The following is a 21,846-nucleotide window of genomic DNA, read 5'->3' as shown; positions in this document are numbered from 1 at the left end:
CTTGGGAGACCTGAGAACCTGACCAATGAAGCCCGGGCCGCTGGTGTCCAGGTTCTACGGGAGAAAGCCTTGGACAATGAAAACAATAAACGGGCCTCGGCTATGGTGCGGCTCTACCGGGAACAAGGGTTAACACTAGAGGGTATTGCTGAAAAATAAATTAAGCTGGATCAAAAGCTAGCCTGAGAGGTGGATTTCCTATTTCTGAATAGTTAAACTAAGGATAAATTAACATCCCTTGCTTTACTCACATTATTATATTTTAAACTCTCAGAGTTTGCTATGAATTATTCAAAATACCATCAAGCACATGATGCTTATAGAATTAGTTTAAACCAAAACAATTTTCTCGGGGGGTTGGTAAATTTAATCAATGATCATTTAAATGAATTCTCAATTCAGGTTAAAGATGGTTCAAGTAATTATTACTTCCCTGATTTTCTTTCATCAAGGTTGGATAATTTTTGCCTTTTCTTTGAATCAACTTTAAAGCCTTTTATAAGCAGAATGCCCATTTCCTCCAGAAATCCTGTTTCTAAGGTTCTAGAATCATGGGATGTGCAAATTGGTAAAGATATTCTGAAATTACCAGAAGCCTTAAAAGCCATAGTAAATTTATACTACCTGGGCAGAGTAAATGAAGCCTCAAAAACTTTAGAGGTGATATTGAAAGAGGTTTTTATCAAGCAGATAGGTATGAATCAAGAATTATATATAATTAACTCAATACCTGCAAAGCAAAACTTCTATAGAGCCAGGCCAAATGGGGAGAAACCATTTGAAAGGCTTGAATTGTTTCATCACAATTTTGAAAACAGACATCTTGTTTCTACAAACAGATACAGCATTCCAGGAGTACCTGCATTATATTTAGGGAGTGATCCAGTAATTTGTAATATGGAATTAAATACTCCAGGCTTTGATAATTTATCCTTTTCACGGTTAGAAAATAATATCCCTTTAAATGTATTAAATATTCAAAGAGTTGAAGATGCAGTATTTTCAGTATTAAGACCAAACTATAATTTTTTAAACAAAGGGAACGATATAGTTGCCGCCTATTGTGCCGAATATATTTGTAATTATATAAGTTCTTTCCCTCTTATAATTGCTTGTACTTGCTTAGTAAAAAAACCTGAAGGGAACTTCAAGCCAGAATACATAATTCCCCAACTTCTATTACAGAATGTGCTGAATGAAAGTAAGATTGATGGTATAAAGTACCCGTCCACAAAAGTAGTATATCCTGAAGGTTGCAGTGTTGATCTTTCCTATAACTATGTTTTTCCTGTTAAAACAACAAAAAAAGTAGGGCTCTGTGATAGACTTTCGCAGATGTTTAATATTACCGAACCTACTTCGCTAAAGCTGCATGACATTTTAAATGAGCATTTAGATGAGCAAAATCAATATAATGATTTAAGAGATATTATATATCCACTTTGGAAAATCTTAGATAACAAACCAGCTTTATCTATAAGCTAAAATATTTATCATATATGTTGAAGTGCATAGGTGATGAATGTAGGTCATATTTCATTTCTGTTTTTCCTTAAATTTAAACTAAGCAGCCAGAGCTTTAATGGATTTCACTTAAGAGTTAGCTGAATTCAAACGTTCCGCCTTGTTACTTAATTTTATAGAACCAAGTATGTTCCTCCTATTTCATGCTTTCCCTATCCAGTTGAACTTAGCTATAATTTGAATCGTACCGGGACCTGCTAATAAAAAATAAGTTAATGTAAAGGGACTTTATTCATACTCACTACTGGTTTTAGCCTGAAGCTCCGGAAGAAATTCCGGAGCTTTTTGTTTTTAGCAGCAGGGTTACGTAAACAAATAAAAGTTAAGGAATTAACCTGGTAAAATTGTCGACTACAAATTTGAAACAGATTTAGGATGTAGATTACAAGATATAAAACAAACTATTGGCAGGCAATGCAAAAGATTTATGCTTTATTTCTGTTTTTGGTCTTTCTATTAACCTCCCAGGGTTCGTATGGACAATCTTTTTCCATTCAGGGACAGGTAAAAAATGCCGCAGATAAATCCGCCATACCAGGAGCCGTTGTTTCGTTACAAAAAGTAACCGATGAAAAGCCTACAAATGGCGTAATGACGGATGCCGAAGGGGTTTTTAAATTAGATAGAGTTGCTCCGGGCCAATACATCGTTAAGGTAAATTATATTGGTTACCAACCTTTAACCAAAACCGTTCAGGTGCAAGCTGCTTCCGTTAATGTAGGTGTTTTATTAATCCAGGAAGAAAGTCAAACGCTGCAGGAAGTACAAATAATTGGTAGGGCACCTACCGGCGAGTTAAAAAACGATACCGCCCAGTTTAATGCCGCCGCCTTTAAAACAGCCAAGGATGCGAGTGCGCAGGAGCTTATTCAGAAGCTGCCGGGCGTAACGTTAGAAGATGGTAAGATGCAAGCGCAGGGCGAAGAAATTCAGCAGATACTAATAGATGGAAAACCGTACTTTGGTGATGATGTAGCAACGGCCTTACAGAATTTACCAGCCGAGGTAATTGCCAATATCCAAATTTTTGATAAAAAAAGTGACAAGGCCGAAATGAGTGGTTTTGATGATAATGAAAAACTTAAAACAATAAACATAGTAACCAAGCCCAACCGTAAAAAAGGTCAGTTCGGTAAATTTACCGGTGGCTATGGAACCAACGACCGTTATTTAACCGGGGCTAGTGTAAATATATTTAACGAAGATCGCCGAATTACCATAACAGGATTACGTAATAATATAAACACTTTAAATTTTAGTGCAGACCAAAATAATCAGGGCAATAATACGCCTCAAAACGGCATTATCACTACCAATTCAATAGGCCTTAACTATTCTGATGTTTGGGCTAAAAAGATTGAAGCCAGTGGTAGTTATTTTTTTACAAACCGGCAAAACCAGGGCATTCAGGAAAGGCACCGGAACTTTGTAAGTCCGGGGGATTCGGGCCGGTTTTATGATGAAAGTAGCCGGAACACCAATACCAGTGCTAATCATCGTGCTAATATGCGGATTGATTACAAGATCAACGACCGGAACCGGATATTAATCCGACCTAATTTAAATATCCAAAGCTCTGATAATTTTTCTTACTTCCTGGGCCGGACGGAGAATATGAATAGCCCGCTGAATCAGACTGAAAATACTTCTAACGCCAATAACCAAAGCTTTAATTTTAATAATAGTATTTTGTATAGCCACCGGTTTAACCGGGTTGGCCGTAGCGTTACTATCCGGTTTAATACCGGTTTCAGTAATAACAATAATGATATTTTCCGCCTAGCCGATAATATTTACTTCAGAACACCAGAAAAAAGTAACCGCTTAAACCAGTTTACAAATTTTAACCGGAACGGGCACTCCTGGCGTACCGAAGTTTCCTATACCGAGCCAATCGGGAAAAATGGCCGGATTGAAATAGAGCATGAACGAGGAAACCGTTTTGATGATTCGGACCGGCGCTTATATGATTATTCCGAACAAACAGGAGAATATTCCATACCCAATATTGGCCTGAGCAATACGTTTAAAAGCTTGTATTTAACTGAAGAAACAGACTTGAGTTATCAATACCGAACTGAAAAAGTAAGGTTTGAAGTAGCAGGTGAGTACCAAAAAGCAAAGCTACAGAATGATCAGCTTTTCCCGGGGGAGTACCGGCTGGATCGGGTTTTTAATACCATTTTACCTTCTGCCCGGTTTGACTACCGTTTTAGCAAAACCAAAAATGTAGAATTCGAATACCGTACCTGGACCAATGCTCCTGCTATAAATCAGTTACAAAATGTAATTGATTATACCAACCCATTATTTGTAAGAACCGGTAATCCTAATTTAAATCAATCGGTTCAGAATATGTTTAGAACCAGGTATCGTGCCCAGAATCCAAACAATAACCACACTTTCTTTGCCATGATGGAGGCTTCATTTGTGCCTAACTATATTGGAAACAGTACCCTGACGGCCCAGCAACCAATACAATTAACTTCCAGCAACGTTTTGGAAACGGGTTCTCAATTAACGCGACCCGTAAATCTGGATGGTTATTTTACTTTCCGGTCATTCTTTAATTATGGGCAACCCGTAAACTTTATCAGCTCAAAAATAGGTTTTAATGGTTCTATAAACCATACGCAACTGCCTAGTTTAATAAACGAACAATTTAATTTTACTAACTCTAGTAATTTCAGATTAGGAGTTTCTTTAAGTAGCAATATCAGCGAAAACGTAGATTTCCACTTATCTACTCAATCTGGCTATAATATTGTACAAAGCTCTTTACGCAATACAACCAATAACTTCTTTAACCAAAACACACGGTTTCGTTATAACTGGATAATATGGAAAGGCCTTGTATACAGGACTGACTTAGTCCATCAGTTTAACCGGGGGCTTTCGGCCGGGTTTAACAACAGTTATATGATCTGGAACATGAGCATTGGTAAAAAGGTTTTTGCCAACCAACGTGGAGAGTTCAGCTTAAGTGTTTATGATTTGCTAAAGCAAAATATCAGCATAAGAAGAAATGTAACTGATATTTATGTGGAAGATGTGCAGTCTAATGTCTTGCAGCGGTATTTTATGGTGTCCTTTACTTATAACCTGCGCCACTTTAGTACCGGAGCCAGTGAAAAAGATTTTAAAGGTAATGCTCCGGACCAATCAGGTCCTGGAAGAAACTAATCAAGTTTTAATTCCCTGATAATGAAATTCTGTTACTCCGAAAAGGTAGCAGAATTTCATTTTGAGAGCCTGGGTATTTTAAAACTAAGATATAAGGTCCTTTATCCGCTCCCATTTTTTACGGGATGTTTTTTTCCGCAAACCCATTTCTATATCTAACCGGCGCTTCATTACAGAAATTTCCCAGAGCAAGGCCACCGTACATACAACTCCGGAACCACTAATGATGGTAAGAAATAAAGGATTTGCTAAAACCTGCATAATATTCATATCTATACAAGCTTAAAATAAATAAATAAAATATTTAGTTCCGTCCATTGCATAAAAGCCTCCTCCCTGAATTGCCAATATCAAAAGTTGGTATGAATTTAGTTAATAACGGAGGGAAAGTGGGGGCTAGTATGGTAGGGATTATTATTTTATTTGTTCTTTTAATTATTTGTGGAATCTATAACCGGGATAATTAAAGCGTGATAATGCTAGAGAAGAAAAATAAAAAAGGAAGGATTTAAAGTAAAACCTTCCTTTTTAAGAAATACAATCAGCTTATTAATTTATTTTTTAGCCATGTCCAAAACTTCGGCACAACGGGTGCTTAACCATTCGTAGCCTTCAGTGGCGTTAGTTGGTTTTTCGAATAATTTTGAACCTAAACCAACGGCCGTTACGCCGGCACTAAACCATTCGCCAATGCTTTCCTGGGTAGGTGAAACACCACCAGTTGGCATAAATAACATGTTCGGGAATAAAGCTTTAATAGCTTTTAAGAAGCCAGAGCCTAAGGTATCGCCAGGAAATAATTTTACTAAAGAAGCACCTGCTTTTTCGGCCTGGTTTATTTCGGTTGGGGTCATACAACCCGGTATCCATAAGATAGCATGCTTATGTACCGCTTCAGCTACCGAGGCTTCCATTATCGGGCTAACCACAAAATCGGCACCCAATTGAATAAAGGCTTCAGCACTTTCAGCGTCCTTGATAGTACCAATTCCTAATTTCATATCCGGGTACTTCTGGCCGGCAACTTCTTTTAATATTTTAAAGTTAGCCAACGCCTGAGCGCCACGGTTTACAAACTCAAAAACCCGAAAGCCACCGGCGTAACAAGCAGCTACCACTTGCTTACAAACTTCCGGATCAGCATTATAATATACCGGAATTACTGGGGTTTCTTTTATTTTGGCTAAAACCTGGTTTTTATCTACTGCCATTTTTATATGTATATAATTTATTTAACCGCTAAAATATTTTCTTTTACCTGCTCTAAGGTACTTTTACCAAAATCGCCATGAACAAATAGCTTCTGGAAGGCTGCTGAGGTGGTAAAATCTATTACTTCCTGACCTGCTAAGCCATTGTATAAGCTGTAAATCAATCCGGCCATAAAAGCATCTCCGCTACCAATCCGGTCTATTAATTCATTGGTTTCATAAACCGCCGAGTTGTATTGTTTGCTGCCATCATAATACGTACCATAAAATAAGTTATGGCCGGGATTATCCATAAACCGGTACGTGAAGGCGACATGCTTGCACTGTGGATGCTTCTCAATAATAGCTTTAGAAGTTAATTCTGCATATTCCAGATATCGCTCCACGCCGGTATTGCGATCCAGTGATTCATCTATGGGAGTGCCCAACATTTTATTGGAGGCCCAGATATTGCCCATGATAATATCGCAGTATTGTACTAGTTCCGGCATTATTTCCAGCGGCGTTTTACCATAATCCCATAGGCGGTTCCGGTAATTTAAATCTACCGAAATAGTCAGGCCTTTCCGGTGCGCAACCTCTAAAGCTTCTTTACAAACACCCGCTAAATTTTCGCTCAGGGCAGGAGTAAGGGCACTCCAGTGGAACCAGCTATAATCATCCAGAATGGTTTCCCAATCAATCATGCCGGGTGTTAGTTGACTAAAAGCTGAGTATTTACGGTCGTATACTACCTGCCCGGTGGTTAAGCCATTAGCTGATAAAAGAAAGTATAAACCCATCCGGTCGCCTTGCTTAATGGTAACACTGGTGTCTACTCCGGCATTTTCCAGTTCACCAAGTGCCTTAGCCGAAAGTTCATTATCCGGAACCACAGTTAAATAGGAAATAGGAATCTGCCAAAGGCCCAGGTTAGAAACAGCATTGGCTTCGGCACCACCCGGAAAAACCTGTAAATGTTCTGCTGGTCCAAATGTTTTACTTACTGAAGCTAAACGCCATAATAATTCTCCGAAAGCCAGTACTTTCCCTTTTTCCATATTTTTAATTGTAAGACTAAGTGGGTTAATAAACTGATTATTAAAATTGCCTAAAATTAAAGAGAACTCCTTTGGATACAAACTATTTCCAAGGATATTACTGCGAAGAACTTACTGGTTCCTTAATATTTTAACCGGAGTAGGAAATAATTTCAAAACCAAAAGGATTAGCATTTATAATATAAGGCTGGTAAAGAAATAATTTTATGGATTTTTATCATCCATTCCTTATTATTGAAGCTATAAGTTTATCTGATCAAATTTTTCTATGCGCAAATGTATCCACCCTTTAATAAGTTTATCTCTGGCATTAGTACTAACCCAGGGGTGCACCAACAAAAATAGTTCTATGGAAAATTCGGCTGAAACCAAGGATACTGTTCAGGACAATATAAAGTTAATTACCCTGGATCCGGGTCATTTCCATGCAGCCTTAGTACAGAAATCAATGCCCGGGGGGGTTAGCCCGATGGTGCACGTGTATGCCCCGGTAGGTCCGGATGTTAAAGGTCATTTAAACCTGATTGAAAAATACAATATCCGTCCGGAGAACCCTACTGCCTGGGAAGAAAAAGTTTATACCGGACCTGATTACCTGGAAAAAATGCTGCAGGAAAAAGCAGGTAATGTAGTAGTGCTGGCGGGAAATAACCAAAAGAAAACGGCATATATCAAAAAATCTGTGGAGGCCGGATTGCATGTTCTGGCGGATAAACCAATGGCTATTAGCCAAAAAGACTTTAATCTTTTAAGAGAAGCTTTTGCTGAAGCAGAAAAGAACAAGGTGCTGTTATACGATATTATGACCGAGCGCTATGAAATTACCAATATCCTGCAAAAAGAACTATCCCGGCTACCGGAGGTTTTTGGGCAGTTAGAGAAAGGTACTTTTGAGAATCCGGCTATTACGAAAGAAAGTGTTCATCATTATTATAAAATTGTATCCGGGGCTCCTTTAGTAAGGCCTTCCTGGTTTTTTGATGTTAGCCAGGCCGGAAGTGGACTGGTAGATGTAACCACTCATTTAGTAGATTTAATTCAATGGGAGTGTTTTCCGGAACAGGTAATTGATTATAATAAAGAAATAAATATGATTTCTGCCCGGCAATGGCCAACCAAAATTACCATCGACCAATTTAAACAGGTAACTAAACAAGATGCCTTTCCGAGCTATTTAACTAAAGATATTAAAAACAATGTTTTAGAAGCTAATTCCAACGGCGAAATGCATTATACTATCCGGGGTACGCACGCCAAAGTATCGGTATTGTGGAACTTTGAAGCTCCGGAAGGTGCCGGTGATACGCATTTTTCTATTATGCGGGGTACCAAAGCTAATTTGATTATCCGGCAAGGGAAAGAGCAACAGTATAAACCAACTTTATATATTGAAAAAACAGCTGGCAATACAGAGGCTGGTTACGAAACTTTAGTACAAAATAACTTAAACCAATTAGCACAAAAATTTCCGGGTGTAAACCTGCAGAAAAATGCCAAAGGGTGGGAGGTTATAATACCAGAACAGTACAAAGTAGGTCATGAGGCTCATTTTGGCCAGGTAACCGAAAAATACCTGGAGTTTTTGAAAGCAGGTAAATTACCAGCCTGGGAGGTACCAAACATGATAGCCAAATATTTTACCACTACTACCGCTTTAGAAAAAGCTAAATAAAGCAGTTCTATATTGCTGTTTCTAATAGGTTCAGGTGCAATTGGCGAAAATAAGTCGCCAATTCAAAAGCTACTGCTACTTCTGCTGCCCGGTTAAAACAGGCAGCAGAAGTAGCAACTTTATCATATCTGTATATTGGGAAACAACTGTAGAATTTTTTGTATGGTTTTACCCGGGGCTAAAATAGTTTAGCACCAGCAATTAAGAATTATTAGAATAAGTTAAATATTTAACCAATACATGGCGGTGCTATAGTCCGTAAATAATTCACATTTACAATCAGTTTGTGCGGCAAAATTAGCTTTTATTCGCTCAAAATACTTACTTGAAACCAAAAAGGCCATTGGTTCTTCCGATACAATTCGGGCAAATTTTTTAACATTCGCGGATAAAAACTGTGGTACAATTTCCCGCAGCAACCAGTTATGGATATCAATGCTTAAATAAGAAAGGTTGGTAGTATCGTGCAGTATTCTTCTGATATAGAAAGCTTTTGCCATTTTAGCAGCCAGTATAAAAGATGCTTTAACGTCCGGAGATTCCGTAAACGGATGCCATTTTATCGATAATAAGGATAAATCAAGATCAACATTAATAATTGAATTATTGGTATTGATGTGTATGAGCTTATTAAATCCTAAGTCTGAATTAATCCCAACTGCACTAACTGTTCCCATTTGCCTAAAACGTCTCCAAATAAATTTTATTACTTTATTTAGGCCAAGAGGGTTTTGAAAACGGAGCTAAATATCGTGTAATTCAAATTCAATTAGTTGTTTAATTCCTTTATACCATACAAGCTTAAATTTGCTTTTGTTATGTAAAAGAAGTTTATCCTAAATTTATCAGCATCAAGTGTTTCCATACTTATATTAAACTTCCGTTTTTTGTATAACGGCCTCTACAGGTAGATTTTCTAATTGTTTACCTACTATCAACCGGTTGCTTTTATCATAACTTAAATAACTCCAAACCCAGTTGACTAAAACCAGGAATCGGTTCCGGAATCCTATAACTGAAATAAGGTGGATGAACATCCAGATAATCCAGGCAATAAAGCCTTGGGTACGGAATTCAGAGCTAAATATTTTTAAATCGGCAACTGCATGATTCCGGCCAATGGTAGCCATTGAGCCTTTATCATCATATTCAAAAGATTGCAGCGGTTTATTTTGGATTAAGTTAACCAAGTTTTTAGCTAACTGCTTACCTTGTTGAATGGCAGGCTGGGCCATCATAGGATGTCCTTGGGGATAGGTATCGGTTATCATGGCGGCAATATCACCAATGGCAAATATATTATTATAGCCAGCCACTTTATTGTGAGTATCTACCTGCAACCTGTTGCCACGCAAAATACTTTCTTTCCGGATGCCTTCAATGGGGGAACCAATTACACCGGCTGCCCAAATAAGGGTGCGGGAAATTAATTTTTCTCCATTATCCAAAGTAACGGTGTACCCATCATAAGATTTTACCTTCCGATCGAGCCAAACTTGAACGCCAAATTTTTGTAAGTAGTCCAGGGCTTTTTTAGAGGCTTCTTCAGACATGCCCTTTAATAAATGGTCACCACTTTGAATGAGGTGGATATCCATTTGTTTAAAATCCAGTTCTTTGTAATCTTTAGGAAAAATATGGCTGCGTAATTCGCTTAAAGCACCAGCTAGTTCTACACCCGTTGGCCCTCCACCCACAATGACATAATCCATGAGGCTGTTTAACTGTTCGTCATCATCTATTTGCAGGGCTTTTTCAAAATTGCTTAGAACAGTATTTCGTAACTCAATAGCGTCTTCAATGCTTTTTAATGGAATAGCTACTTTTTCTAATTGTTCATCTCCGTAGTAATTAGTTTTTGCACCGGTGGCTATAACTAAGTAGTTGTAGTGCAGCAAACCAATAGTCGTTTCCACGATCTGGGTTTCTGTTTTTATCTGCTGCACTTCGGCCAACCGGAAATACAGATTTTTTTGTTCTTCAAATACTTTCCGGAAAGGATATATTATGGAATCAGTTTCCAGTCCGGCGGTACCTACCTGGTAAAGTAAAGGCTGAAAGGTATGGAAATTCTTTTTATCAATTAAAACAACCTGTACCGGAGCATTTTCTAATGATTTTGCTAATTCTAAACCAGCGAAACCACCACCAATTATAACTACTCTAGGATATTCTGTTTCAGGTATTTTAGCATGAACCATATAAAAAGATTTATTTATAATTTTAGATTTGCCTTCTAAAACCGTTGTTTACGGATAAATTAATAGGAATGTAGCAAACAGGTAGTATATAAAAGGTAGGTAAAGTAGTTACAATGAAATAAAACCTGCCAGAAAGCCCAAACTACCAGGTTTAGGAAGCCATGATGTGGCGGAAAATTTTGGCAGCATGTTCTCTGGAGTTTTCTATAAACCAGACATGGGTATCCATTCCGCCACAAATAACACCAGCCAGGTAAACGTTAGGCAGGTTTGTTTCCATCGTTTCTGGGTCGTAAAAAGGGTATTTTTTGTCATCATCGGAAAGCTGAATGCCAATTTTTTCCAGTAAACTAAAATTTGGCTGATATCCGGTCATGGCCATCACATAATCATTTTCTATGGTCAGGAGGCCGTCCGGGGTTAAAATGTCAACTTCTGTCTCCCGAATTTCTACTAAACGGGATATAAAATGGGCTTTAATGGAGCCTTCATTTATGCGGTTTTCTAAATCAGGTTTGGTCCAGTATTTTATTCTGCCCAATTCTGCTTCTCTAATAACCATAGTTACCTCGGCACCTTTTCGCCAGGTTTCCAGGGCTACATCAGCAGAAGAGTTATTGGCACCCACTACCAATACTTTTTGCTTGTAATAATAATGCGGATCAAAATAATAATGCTTTACCTTCGGTAACTCTTCTCCCTTAATTTTTAAAAGATTTGGGATATCGTAAAAACCCACCGCTATAACTAATTGCTTTGCCGCATATTCAGCTTTACTGGTAGTAATCTGGTAATGCCCTCCGGCAGGCTTAACATGCCATACTTCCTCAAAAAGTTTTACCTGAAGTTGTTTATAATCCGTTACCCGGCGATAATACTCCAGGGCCTCGGAGCGATTGGGTTTAGAATGGATACAGGTAAAAGGTATTTCTCCAATCTCCAGCTTGTCGGCCGTTGAAAAGAATGTCATGTTGAGGGGGTAATTATATAGTGAATTTACCAAACAACCTTTTTCTACTATTACGTAACTTAAGCCGGCTGTTTGGGCTTCTATACCACAAGCCAAGCCAATGGGGCCAGCTCCTACAATTAATACATCAAGCGTATTTTCCAAAATAGATTAATTAAATTAAATTCTTAAGGCTGTTTTCCAGTAGGGTAAATTTTAAATTTATCAAACATGTAAAACCGATAAGTGTCAAAACGGAATTATACGGCGCCCGGACCGTTTTTACTACCTGCAGGTTAATTATTTATACTGGCTTCAGCCAAAGCTCATCTACCAGATTTACCCAACCGTCGACTTTATAAGTCCAATTATATAATTTATAATCGTTAATATTCTGTTTTTCCTATAATTGTTACAGTTGTTTTACTTGTTTAATTATTTACCACCACAAATTTTAACCCTATGATAAAGAAAGTTTTATTTTCAGCCTTGTTAGTTTGTACCCTATTGTCTTATTGCTTTGCCGCAGCCTTAGATGGCAAATGGAAGGGCGCTTTTGGGGACGGTCAGTTTGAAATCACCCTCGACTTGAAAGTACAGGGAAACAAACTAACCGGAACCATTACCTCTCCAAGAGGTGAAAATCCTATAACGGATGGTAAAGTTACGGGCAATGAGTTTACTTTTAACCGCACCTTTAACGAAAATACTATTGTTTATAAAGGAAAGCTAAACGGCGATAAAATTGACTTAACTGTTAATTTTCAGGGTAATGATATGAGTGCCACGCTAACTCGCGTGCCATAATAGGAAATTTGCTTTGATAAATGAAAAACAGCTTGCTTTAGATGAAAGTAAGCTGTTTTGTTTTCTAAGATTATTTAAGTTTTACTATATTACCTCATTGAACAATTGACCATTAATCCAAAATCCACAACCATGATTAGAAAAAGTTTATTAGCAACAGCCTTCTTATTTATTGTAATTACATATTGTTGGGCCGCCAGCTTAGACGGGAAATGGACCGGTTCGGTAGGCGATGGTTTCGGTATAACCCTAAATTTAAAGGTTGCCGGTGAAAAATTAACCGGTACCATTACAACCGAAATGGGTGAAAATCCAATATCGGATGGTAAAGTAAAAGGAAACGAATTTTCTTTTAATGCTGGCCGCGACGGTGAGCCTATTCCTATGAAAGGTAAAATTGATGGTGATAAAATGGAAGTACTGGTAAATTACCAGGGGCAGGATTATCCGGGTGCCTTAACCCGGGCTAATTAAGAATTCAATTTTACGTTTTTAACAAAAAGAGCCTGCTTTAATAAAGCAGGCTCTTTTTGTAAGTATACCTATAAGGTTCTTCAGCCTACCGGTTGAGACCTATAATTTTGAAATTTTAAGGAAGATTATGGTGCCAAAATTCTGAAATCAGTTATTTATTTAATACTTTTCTGCCTTGCAAAAAAAACAGTACAAAAAATATGACATTATTACAAAGCTGGCGGTGGTTTGGGCCAAACGATCCGGTTTCTTTATCTGATGTAAAACAGGCTGGAGCTACAGGTATTGTTTCGGCTTTACATCATATTCCAAACGGGCAGGTCTGGACAGTAGAAGAAATCAATAAAAGAAAAAAAAATATTGAAAATGCTGGTTTAGTTTGGAGTGTGGTAGAAAGTGTGCCGGTGCATGAAGGCATTAAAACCCAGTCTGGTAATTTCCAGGAATATATAGAGAATTATAAAGAATCGATCCGGAATTTAGCGGCCTGCGGAATCAAAATTGTTACTTACAATTTTATGCCCGTTTTAGATTGGACCCGAACCGATTTAAGTTATGAAATGCCAGATGGCTCTAAGGCTTTACGGTTTGAAAAAGCAGCCTTTGTAGCCTTTGATGTATTAATGCTGAAGCGGGAAGGAGCCGAAAAGGATTATTCAATACAAGACTTAGAAAGAGCGGAAAAACGTTTTCGGGAAATGAGTGAGGCCGAAAAGCTGCAATTGCAGCGCAACGTAATTGCCGGCCTACCGGGTAGCGAAGAAAGTTTTACGCTGGAGCAGTTTCAGGCGGCTTTAGATACTTATGCAGGTATTGATGCAACTAAACTACGTCAGAACCTGATATATTTCCTTCAGCAAATTATTCCGGTTGCCGATGAGGTGGGTGTGCAAATGGTTATTCATCCGGATGATCCGCCTTACGCAATATTAGGTTTACCCCGGGTGGTAAGTACAGCCGCCGACGTACAGGCGCTGATTGATGCCGTACCTTCTTTAAATAATGGCCTATGCTTTTGCACCGGTTCTTTTGGCGTAAGGGCTGATAATGATCTGCCGGAGATAGTTCGCCAATTTGGTAAAAGAATTAATTTTATTCATTTGCGCAGTACCCAGCGGGATGCCGAAGGCAATTTCTACGAAGCCAACCATTTAGAAGGCGATGTAGATATGTATGCGGTTATGAAAGAATTGATTCTGGTAATGGCAAAAAGGCAGATACGAATCCCGATGCGACCGGATCATGGTCATCAGATGCTGGATGATTTAGCTAAAAAAACCAATCCGGGATACTCAGGTATTGGCCGTTTACGTGGGTTGGCCGAACTAAGAGGTTTGGAATTAGGAATAGCGCGTTCTATGAAAGATAATTAATATATTATGCTGATCATCAGGCTTTAAAACAGGTTTATCTTTAAGTTTAGTTTAAGAAAGAATATGTCTTCAAGAAGAGAGTTTATAAAAAAAACAACTATTGCGGGTACCGGTATTTATTTGGGTGCATTAGGTTTTAGCGCTAAAAGTTATGGACGTATTTTAGGTGCTAATGATAGGGTTCGGGTTGGGGTAGTTGGGTATTCTGATCGTTTCCGGAGCTCCTTGTTGCCATCTTTCTTAAACCATTATAAAAACAAAGATTTAAACTTTGATATTGTTGCTGTTTCGGATATCTGGAAAGTTCGGCGGGAAGAAGGGCAGGAGAACCTGAAAAAGAAATTAGGCCACGATATTAAAGGTTTCCGAAATAACGAGGAGCTTTATAATGCCAAAGAAGTAGATGCGGTAATTATTAGTACTGCCGATTTTCAGCATGCCCTACACGCCATTGAAGCGGTGCAGGCGGGCTGTGATGCTTACGTAGAAAAGCCTTTTGCCGAAACCATGGAAGATAACCGGGCGGCTTTAAAAGCCATTAAGGCTACTGATCGGATCGTGCAAATTGGTTCGCAGCGGCGGAGTGGGGCCAATTACCAGGCAGGTGCGGGGTTTGTTCAGAGCGGCAAATTTGGCGATATCACCATGGTGGAACTTACCTGGAATGTCAATCAACCTGGCCGGTGGCGCAGACCCAAATTAGTAGAAAAAATAAGAGAGGAAGATACTGACTGGAAACGTTTTTTAATGAACCGCCCATTCGAAGCCTGGAATCCTAGAATTTATTTAGAGTACCGGTTGTTCTGGCCTTATTCTTCCGGAATGCCGGGGCAATGGATGGCGCACCAGATTGATACGGTCCATTGGTTTTCAGGCATAACGCATCCACGGAGTGTAGTTGCCAACGGAGGAATTTATCAGTGGAAAGATGGCCGCCGCAACTGGGATACCATGACCGCTGTATTTGATTATGGCCCTAATGAAGATTTAAGTAAAGGTTTCCAGGTAACGTTTAGTTCGCGCATGCACAACGGAGATGAGAACCCGGCTGAAATTTACTTTTCTAACGGCGGAGAAATGAATTTGATTACCAATACCATTTCGCCTAAAGGTGGTTTGCGCAAGGAGTTTGCTAGTGCCATGAATATGGAGGCTAATTTATTACCGAAGATGAGTTTAGCTGATAAATCGTTAAGAGCAGTTGCCTCGGCCAATACCGGAGCTGATAATTTAACCTCGAACCACATGCGCAACTGGATGGAATGCATACGGACCCGCAGGCAACCAAATGCGCCCGTTGAAGCTGGGTACTACCATTCAATTGCTAATATCATGACCACTGCCGCCGCACAAACAGGTTATAAATCTACTTTTGATGAAAAGACTCAGGAAGTAATGGTGAACGGTAGAGTCTTTAAATTTTAAGTTTACCTTTTACCTTAAATAAGTTGGTATATCTATATGAGAATTAGCGTTCTGTTATTTGTTGTTCTTGGTTTGATTTGTTTTCCAGCACCTGCTCAACGAAATAATACCGGGCAATGGGAAAACTTATTTAATGGTACAGATTTACGGGGCTGGAAACAACTTAATGGAAAAGCGAAGTACGAGGTAAAGGATAATGCCATAATAGTTACTACGGTAGCCAATGAACCCAACTCCTTTTTAGCTACTGAAAAAGAATACGGGGATTTTATCCTGGAACTGGAATTAAAAGTTCATCCTCAGATGAATTCAGGTATTCAGATCAGGAGCCTTTCTAAGCCGGAATACCTGAACGGGCGTGTACATGGTTACCAGGTAGAAATAGATCCTTCGGCCCGTGCCTGGAGTGGTGGCATTTACGATGAAGCCAGACGTGGCTGGTTATACACTCTGGAATATAATGAAGCGGGTAAAAAAGCCTTTAAGGTTAATGACTGGAATGTTTATCGCATTGAATGCATTGGCAATACTATCCGTACCTGGGTAAACGGCATACCTACAGCTCATTTAATTGATGCGGAAACCAGTCGTGGGATTATTGCCCTGCAGGTCCATTCCATTGGCAAGCCCGAAGAAGCGGGGCGGCAAATCCAATGGCGTAATATCCGTATTCAAACCCAAAATTTAAGACCAGCTCCTGCCACTGATATTTTCGTGGTAAATACTTTGCCGAACCAACTCTCGGAAGCAGAAAAAGTTAATGGTTATACCATGCTTTGGGATGGAAAAACTTCTACAGGGTGGCAAAGTGCTAAACATAAAAAATTTCCAGAAAAAGGTTGGGAAATAGAAGATGGTATTATAAGCATTCCTAAAGCTACTGGTAAAGGTCACCGTACTGGAGGTGATATTGTAACTACGAAAGAATATAGCGCCTTTGAATTACAATTTGATTTTAAACTAACCGAAGGGGCAAACAGTGGTTTAAAATATTTTGTAACCAACAACAAAGGTAGTGTAGTAGGGTTAGAATACCAAATTCTGGATGATGCCCGTCATCCGGATGCCAAAATGGGCAGCAATGGCAACCGTACGCTTGGTTCTTTATACGATTTAATTCCGGCCGTAAAGCCTGGTCAGTCACTGCGGAAAATCGGGGATTGGAACAGAGGCATGGTTCGGGTTTATCCTAACGGAAAAGTGCAGCACCTTCTTAATGGTTATGTGGTAGTTGAGTACACCAGAGGTTCTCCGGAGTATAAGGAGTTAGTCTCCAAAAGTAAGTATAAAGACTTTCCAAATTTTGGTATGGCTGCAAAAGGGAAAATATTGCTGCAGGATCACGGCGATAATGTTTCTTTCCAGAATTTAAAGATCAAAGAATTAAAGTAAAAGATCGCTTACATTTTACCTTTTTATTGTATTCTTCCTTAGAATTAATTTTACCAGAATTTTTTCTTCTTTGCTTTGTATCATTTTTTGATGCCTTTCTTGCAACTGCTGCAATAAGAAACGGTATTCTTTCACGTTTTTATCAAAATATAATCTTAATTTACCAATATGGTTTATAGGGTAAAATTTTGGTTATTTTTATCTCCACTATTTCTAAATAATTAAACTTTATTAATGGAAAAACCAATTAAAGTAAACATTCAAACCTTTAAAAAAATACCGTTGGTCTTTAAGGCTGGTATCCTGGCAGCACTCTGTCTGCTGGTTACAGCCGGTTTATTTTCCTTCAGGAGCAATGAGCAGAAGATACTGGTATTTACCCGGCCAGGCGGCATGGAAAATACAAAACTGGCTCATTTAAATGTTATCCGGCAATTAGGAAACAAGCGCAATATTCTGGTAGATACAACTGGCAGTTCCGCCAACATTTCCGAAGATTCCCTGAAACAGTACAAAGCCATTATTTTCCTGCAAACACCCCCTGAGGCTTTAGAATTCAGGAACCAGGTAGAATTGGAACGTTATGTGCAGGCCGGTGGCGGTTTTATGGTTTTAAATGCAGCCACAGATACCGTGCGTAACTGGCCATGGTACAAAACCTTAAACGATTCTCGTTTAAAAGTAGCTAAAACGCCATGGCAGGCTAAATACGATGGCGGCCGGGCTTTCTTTGCGCAATTAGATGCTAATTTTGCACCTAAAGCGCTGGATAAAATGCTGGACAAAGCCCTTAAATTTACAATGGGCGATGGAAACCTGAATTTTAGCAAAGCCAAATCTGAGCGGGTGCCGGAATCTAACCGGTTTATTACAGAAGTACTGGAAACGTACATGTACGAACCGATGGAGATGGTAATCTTTAAAGACGGTCGGGTACTGTATCTGGAGCGCCGGGGTGATGTAAAATTATATGATCCGGCTCAGAAGAAATCTAAAGTAATTGCCCGTTTTGATGTAAGCATTACCGGAAATTACGAAGATGGTATGCTGGGGGTAGCCTTAGATCCAAATTACGAACAAAACCATTGGATTTATATCAATTACTCACCTGCCGGTAAGGTTGCTAAGCAAAACGTTTCGCGGTTTACCATGATTGGTGATAACCTGGATATGAAATCCGAAAAAATCATTCTGGAAATTCCAACCCAACGGGAAACCTGCTGCCACTCCGGTGGACACTTAACATTTGGGCCAAACGGAGATTTATATATTTCAACCGGTGATAATACCAGCTCAAAAGAATCAGACGGTTTTTCGCCGATTGACGAAAGACCAGGCCGTGGACCATTTGATGCGCAGAAATCATCGGGCAATACGAACGATTTAAGAGGTAAAATTTTACGAATTCACCCGGAGCCAGACGGCACTTATACCATTCCGGAAGGAAATTTATTTGCGAAAGGAACACCTAATACCCGGCCGGAAATTTATATTATGGGTACCCGTAATGCTTTTCGCTTTACCGTAGACAAACGTAATGGATATGTGTATTGGGGGGATGTAGGACCAGACGGCGGTGTAACTACGGAACGTGGCCCGGAAAGCTTTGACGAGTGGAATCAGGCGCGTAAAGCGGGTAATTATGGCTGGCCTTATTTTGTAGGAAACAATTTTGCTTACGCTGATTTTGATTTTGCTACAAATAAAATCGGACCAAGATTTAATCCGGAAAGACCAGAAAACGATTCTCCGTATAATACAGGCTTAAAAGTATTGCCACCGGCTCAAAAGCCAATGATCTGGTACCCGTACGGTGAATCTAAAGAATTCCCTTCCTTAGGAAAAGGATCGCGTAGTGCCATGGGTGGTCCTATGTATTTAGCCGAAGATTATCCGGCTGCTACCCGTTTTCCTAAGTACTTTGATGGGAAGCTATTCATTTATGAGTGGGCCCGTAGTTGGGTAAAAGTTTTATCATTTGACCAAAATCAGAATTTAACCCGGATCGAACCTTTCTTGCCAGAACAACAATGGTATAAGCCTATCGATATGAAATTTGGTCCGGATGGTTCATTGTATGTGTTACAATACGGCGCCAATTACTTTGAACACAATGCTGATTCCCGTCTCGTAAAAATTACTTATGTAGAAGGTAATCGTCAGCCAATTGCTGTTTTAACGGCCGATAAAACAGTAGGTGCAGCTCCATTAACGGTTAATTTATCCGCTGAAAAATCTTATGATTACGATAAGAAAGATAAGTTAACCTACACATTTGCTAATGGATCTAAAGGAACCACCAGTGCGGATGCTAAAACTACCCTTACGTTTACACAGCCGGGTATCTACCGGCCGTCGGTAAAAGTAACGGACAGTGAAGGTAAAAGCACTACGGCCGAAATTGAAATTAAAGTAGGAAATGAGCCGCCAAAAGTAACCGTAGATTTAGGCAACGCTAACCGGACTTTCTACTTCGATAATCAGAAAATTAACTACAAAGTTAATATAACAGATAAAGAAGATGGTACCTTACAAAAAGGTATTGACCAAAGTAATGTGTTTGTTTCTTTTGATTACCTGCGCGAAGGTCGTGATTTAGCTTTATTGGCTTCTAATGCCCAAATGACCGGCGGGTTGAAATTTTTACGAGGTAAAACCTTAGTGGCAAACAGCGATTGTAAATCATGCCACGCGGTGGACACCCGTAATATTGGGCCTAGCTACCTGGAAATTGCCGAACGGTACCGGGAACAACGGGATGCGGCTGATGTATTAGCCGTTAAGATTATAAAAGGAGGAAATGGTAACTGGGGTAAAAACATGATGGCTGCGCACCCGCAACATAGCACCGAAGAAGCTACCGAAATGGTGAAATATATTTTATCTTTAAGCAACAAGAAAAATATGGGTTTACCATTACAAGGTACAGTTACAACAGCTGACCATGTAGGGGCGAAAACGGCAGGAGCTTACATAGTAAGAGCTAGCTATGCCGATAAAGGTACGCCGGTGGTAGGTTCGCTTACTTCTACTGAAATCATGGTATTACGTAACCCAAAAGTGCAGGCCGAAGATTTTGAAGAAAGCAAAAATATTGGCCGCCGCCACATTGATGGTTCTACTATTAGCTATATTACCGATGTGCAGAATGGCTCTTATATTGGTCTGAAGAATGTTGACCTAACCGGTATTTCTAAAATTGTATTCTTCGGTAATAGCCGTCAGGCTGGTACTACGATTGAAATCCGGTTGGATAGCCCAACGGGTAAGGTGTTAACAACGGCGGAAGTACCTTTAGCTAAATCCGATAATATGTTAAGCTTCCAAACCAATGTTTCCAATCCGGGCGGACCACATAATTTATATTTTGTTTTCCGGAACAACGAAACCAAATCTAATTTCTTGAACTTGGATTGGGTTTACTTTGATAATGGCCAGCAGGCTGTTCCTAAGGAGTAGTATTCTGAATTTTACGGAGGAAGCAAAGTTATTTGCTTCCTCTTTTTTTATAACCTAAAACAATCTTAATCCACCGTAAAACATGTCAAACAGACGTAACTTTTTAAAAAGCGCAACCGCGTTGGCTTTAGGAAGCTTAATTTTACCTGCTTGTAATTCAGGTCAGAAACAAGAGCAAGCTGCTGGTACAGAAACCGGCACCGGTGTTGCTGCAGATTCAACCAGTACGGCTTCTGCAACCGGAAATTTAGGCGCCATTGGTATTCAGTTATATTCCGTTAAAGATGTAATTGAACAAGACCTGCCAGGTACTTTAAAGCAATTAGCTAATTATGGGTACAAAGAAATTGAAGCCTACCCGGGACAAAAAGGTCATTACTTTGGCCAGGAGCCAAAAGAATTTAAAAAGATGCTGAACGATCTGGGGCTGGAGTTAGTAAGCAGCCACTTTGGTTCAGGTTCTAAAACGGCCAAAGCTGCCGACTGGCGTCAGGGCACCATGTTATCTAACTTTCAGGAGTTAGTAGACAAAGCTGCTGAAACCGGTCAGAAGTATTTAACTTGCTCCTGGTTAGATGAAAGCCTGCGCAAAGACTTAAATGCTGTAGCTGATTTATTTAATAAATCCGGAGAAATTATTAATAAAGCCGGAATGAAATTCGCTTACCACAACCACAGCTTTGAATTTGAAAAAGTAGGCGGGCAGGTGCTATATGATGCTTTACTCCAGAAAACTGATCCGAAATTAGTGAATTATGAAATGGATATTTACTGGTTAGCCGAAACGGGCAACGACCCAATTGCTTACCTGAACAAGTACAAAAACCGCTTCCCGCTGGTGCACGTGAAAGACATGGATAAGCAGGATAAATCGAAGAACACCGAAATTGGAACAGGTTCTATTGATTATAAATCAATATTAAGAGCGGCTAAAGACAACGGGACCGAGCATTTGTTTGTAGAGCAGGAAAGCTTTACGCGTCCGTCTTTGGAAAGCATGAAAATGAACTATGATTATTTAGCTAGTTTATCTATATAAAAACTCGCTTAACTTTTTATAAGTAGTGGTTTAGGCGCTAAGTTTAGCAATTAAGCCACTACTTCTTTTTTTTACCGGGAAATTAAATCTTTATTGC

The 21,846-nt window shown here is 39.3% G+C and carries 16 protein-coding genes; 10 read left to right on the top strand and 6 right to left on the bottom strand.

Annotated elements, in window-relative coordinates; translation table 11 throughout:
• Positions 1-282 precede the first annotated feature (282 nt).
• Together ADHAQ_RS0121555 and ADHAQ_RS26665 are read left to right on the top strand one after the other, a co-directional pair.
• On the top strand, positions 283-1,485 hold the full coding sequence (locus tag ADHAQ_RS0121555) for a hypothetical protein (RefSeq protein ID WP_026464694.1): 1,203 nt from the start codon (positions 283-285) through the stop codon (positions 1,483-1,485).
• Between the two features lie 453 nt (positions 1,486-1,938).
• Positions 1,939-4,707, top strand: coding sequence for a TonB-dependent receptor (locus ADHAQ_RS26665; RefSeq protein ID WP_051360088.1), 2,769 nt, complete (start codon positions 1,939-1,941; stop codon positions 4,705-4,707).
• A gap of 84 nt (positions 4,708-4,791) precedes the next feature.
• Here ADHAQ_RS26665 and ADHAQ_RS0121545 read toward each other — a convergent pair whose 3' ends face one another.
• The 3 genes from ADHAQ_RS0121545 to ADHAQ_RS26660 form a co-directional block, all read right to left on the bottom strand.
• The gene (locus tag ADHAQ_RS0121545; protein WP_026464693.1) at positions 4,792-4,977 is read right to left on the bottom strand and encodes a hypothetical protein; all 186 of its coding nucleotides are present in this window, start codon (positions 4,975-4,977) and stop codon (positions 4,792-4,794) included.
• 284 nt (positions 4,978-5,261) lie between these two features.
• Positions 5,262-5,918, bottom strand: a complete 657-nt coding sequence (locus tag ADHAQ_RS0121535) for a beta/alpha barrel domain-containing protein (protein ID WP_026464692.1) — start codon at positions 5,916-5,918, stop codon at positions 5,262-5,264.
• 17 nt (positions 5,919-5,935) lie between these two features.
• The gene (locus tag ADHAQ_RS26660) at positions 5,936-6,958 is read right to left on the bottom strand and encodes a sugar kinase (protein ID WP_034256992.1); all 1,023 of its coding nucleotides are present in this window, start codon (positions 6,956-6,958) and stop codon (positions 5,936-5,938) included.
• Positions 6,959-7,226: 268 nt separating this feature from the next.
• Here ADHAQ_RS26660 and ADHAQ_RS0121525 point away from each other — a divergent pair, with 268 nt between their 5' ends.
• Positions 7,227-8,630 (top strand): putative oxidoreductase C-terminal domain-containing protein, encoded by a 1,404-nt coding sequence (locus ADHAQ_RS0121525; protein WP_026464691.1) that lies wholly within the window; start codon positions 7,227-7,229, stop codon positions 8,628-8,630.
• 221 nt (positions 8,631-8,851) lie between these two features.
• Here ADHAQ_RS0121525 and ADHAQ_RS0121520 read toward each other — a convergent pair whose 3' ends face one another.
• From ADHAQ_RS0121520 to ADHAQ_RS0121510, 3 genes are all read right to left on the bottom strand, one after another.
• Positions 8,852-9,307, bottom strand: a complete 456-nt coding sequence (locus tag ADHAQ_RS0121520) for a hypothetical protein (RefSeq protein ID WP_026464690.1) — start codon at positions 9,305-9,307, stop codon at positions 8,852-8,854.
• A 195-nt stretch (positions 9,308-9,502) separates the two neighbouring features.
• Positions 9,503-10,831, bottom strand: a complete 1,329-nt coding sequence (locus tag ADHAQ_RS26655) for an NAD(P)/FAD-dependent oxidoreductase (protein WP_034256991.1) — start codon at positions 10,829-10,831, stop codon at positions 9,503-9,505.
• Between the two features lie 151 nt (positions 10,832-10,982).
• Entirely contained in the window at positions 10,983-11,945 is a 963-nt protein-coding gene (locus ADHAQ_RS0121510; protein ID WP_084523938.1) for a YpdA family putative bacillithiol disulfide reductase, read from the bottom strand.
• A 297-nt stretch (positions 11,946-12,242) separates the two neighbouring features.
• On the opposite strand from ADHAQ_RS0121510, the gene ADHAQ_RS26650 reads away from it, so the two are divergent.
• The 7 genes from ADHAQ_RS26650 (at position 12,243) to ADHAQ_RS0121475 (ending at position 21,749) form a co-directional block, all read left to right on the top strand.
• A complete protein-coding gene (locus ADHAQ_RS26650) occupies positions 12,243-12,587 on the top strand; it encodes a hypothetical protein (RefSeq protein WP_034256989.1) in 345 nt (114 codons plus the stop codon).
• A gap of 132 nt (positions 12,588-12,719) precedes the next feature.
• Positions 12,720-13,061 carry a hypothetical protein gene (locus ADHAQ_RS0121500; RefSeq protein ID WP_026464688.1) on the top strand — a complete coding sequence of 114 codons (342 nt, stop codon included), beginning with the start codon at positions 12,720-12,722 and terminating at the stop codon, positions 13,059-13,061.
• 200 nt (positions 13,062-13,261) lie between these two features.
• On the top strand, positions 13,262-14,434 hold the full coding sequence (gene uxuA / locus ADHAQ_RS0121495; RefSeq protein WP_026464687.1) for a mannonate dehydratase: 1,173 nt from the start codon (positions 13,262-13,264) through the stop codon (positions 14,432-14,434).
• A 63-nt stretch (positions 14,435-14,497) separates the two neighbouring features.
• A complete protein-coding gene (locus ADHAQ_RS0121490; RefSeq protein WP_026464686.1) occupies positions 14,498-15,859 on the top strand; it encodes a Gfo/Idh/MocA family protein in 1,362 nt (453 codons plus the stop codon).
• 36 nt (positions 15,860-15,895) lie between these two features.
• Positions 15,896-17,251 carry a 3-keto-disaccharide hydrolase gene (locus tag ADHAQ_RS0121485; RefSeq protein WP_026464685.1) on the top strand — a complete coding sequence of 452 codons (1,356 nt, stop codon included), beginning with the start codon at positions 15,896-15,898 and terminating at the stop codon, positions 17,249-17,251.
• 234 nt (positions 17,252-17,485) lie between these two features.
• Positions 17,486-20,710 carry a PQQ-dependent sugar dehydrogenase gene (locus ADHAQ_RS26645; RefSeq protein WP_051360087.1) on the top strand — a complete coding sequence of 1,075 codons (3,225 nt, stop codon included), beginning with the start codon at positions 17,486-17,488 and terminating at the stop codon, positions 20,708-20,710.
• Between the two features lie 82 nt (positions 20,711-20,792).
• On the top strand, positions 20,793-21,749 hold the full coding sequence (locus tag ADHAQ_RS0121475) for a sugar phosphate isomerase/epimerase family protein (protein ID WP_034256988.1): 957 nt from the start codon (positions 20,793-20,795) through the stop codon (positions 21,747-21,749).
• Positions 21,750-21,846 lie beyond the last annotated feature (97 nt).

The sequence above is a fragment of the Adhaeribacter aquaticus DSM 16391 genome, from assembly GCF_000473365.1.
In the GTDB taxonomy this organism is placed as follows: Bacteria; Bacteroidota; Bacteroidia; order Cytophagales; family Hymenobacteraceae; genus Adhaeribacter; species Adhaeribacter aquaticus.
This window is presented reverse-complemented; position numbering and strand designations above follow the sequence as displayed.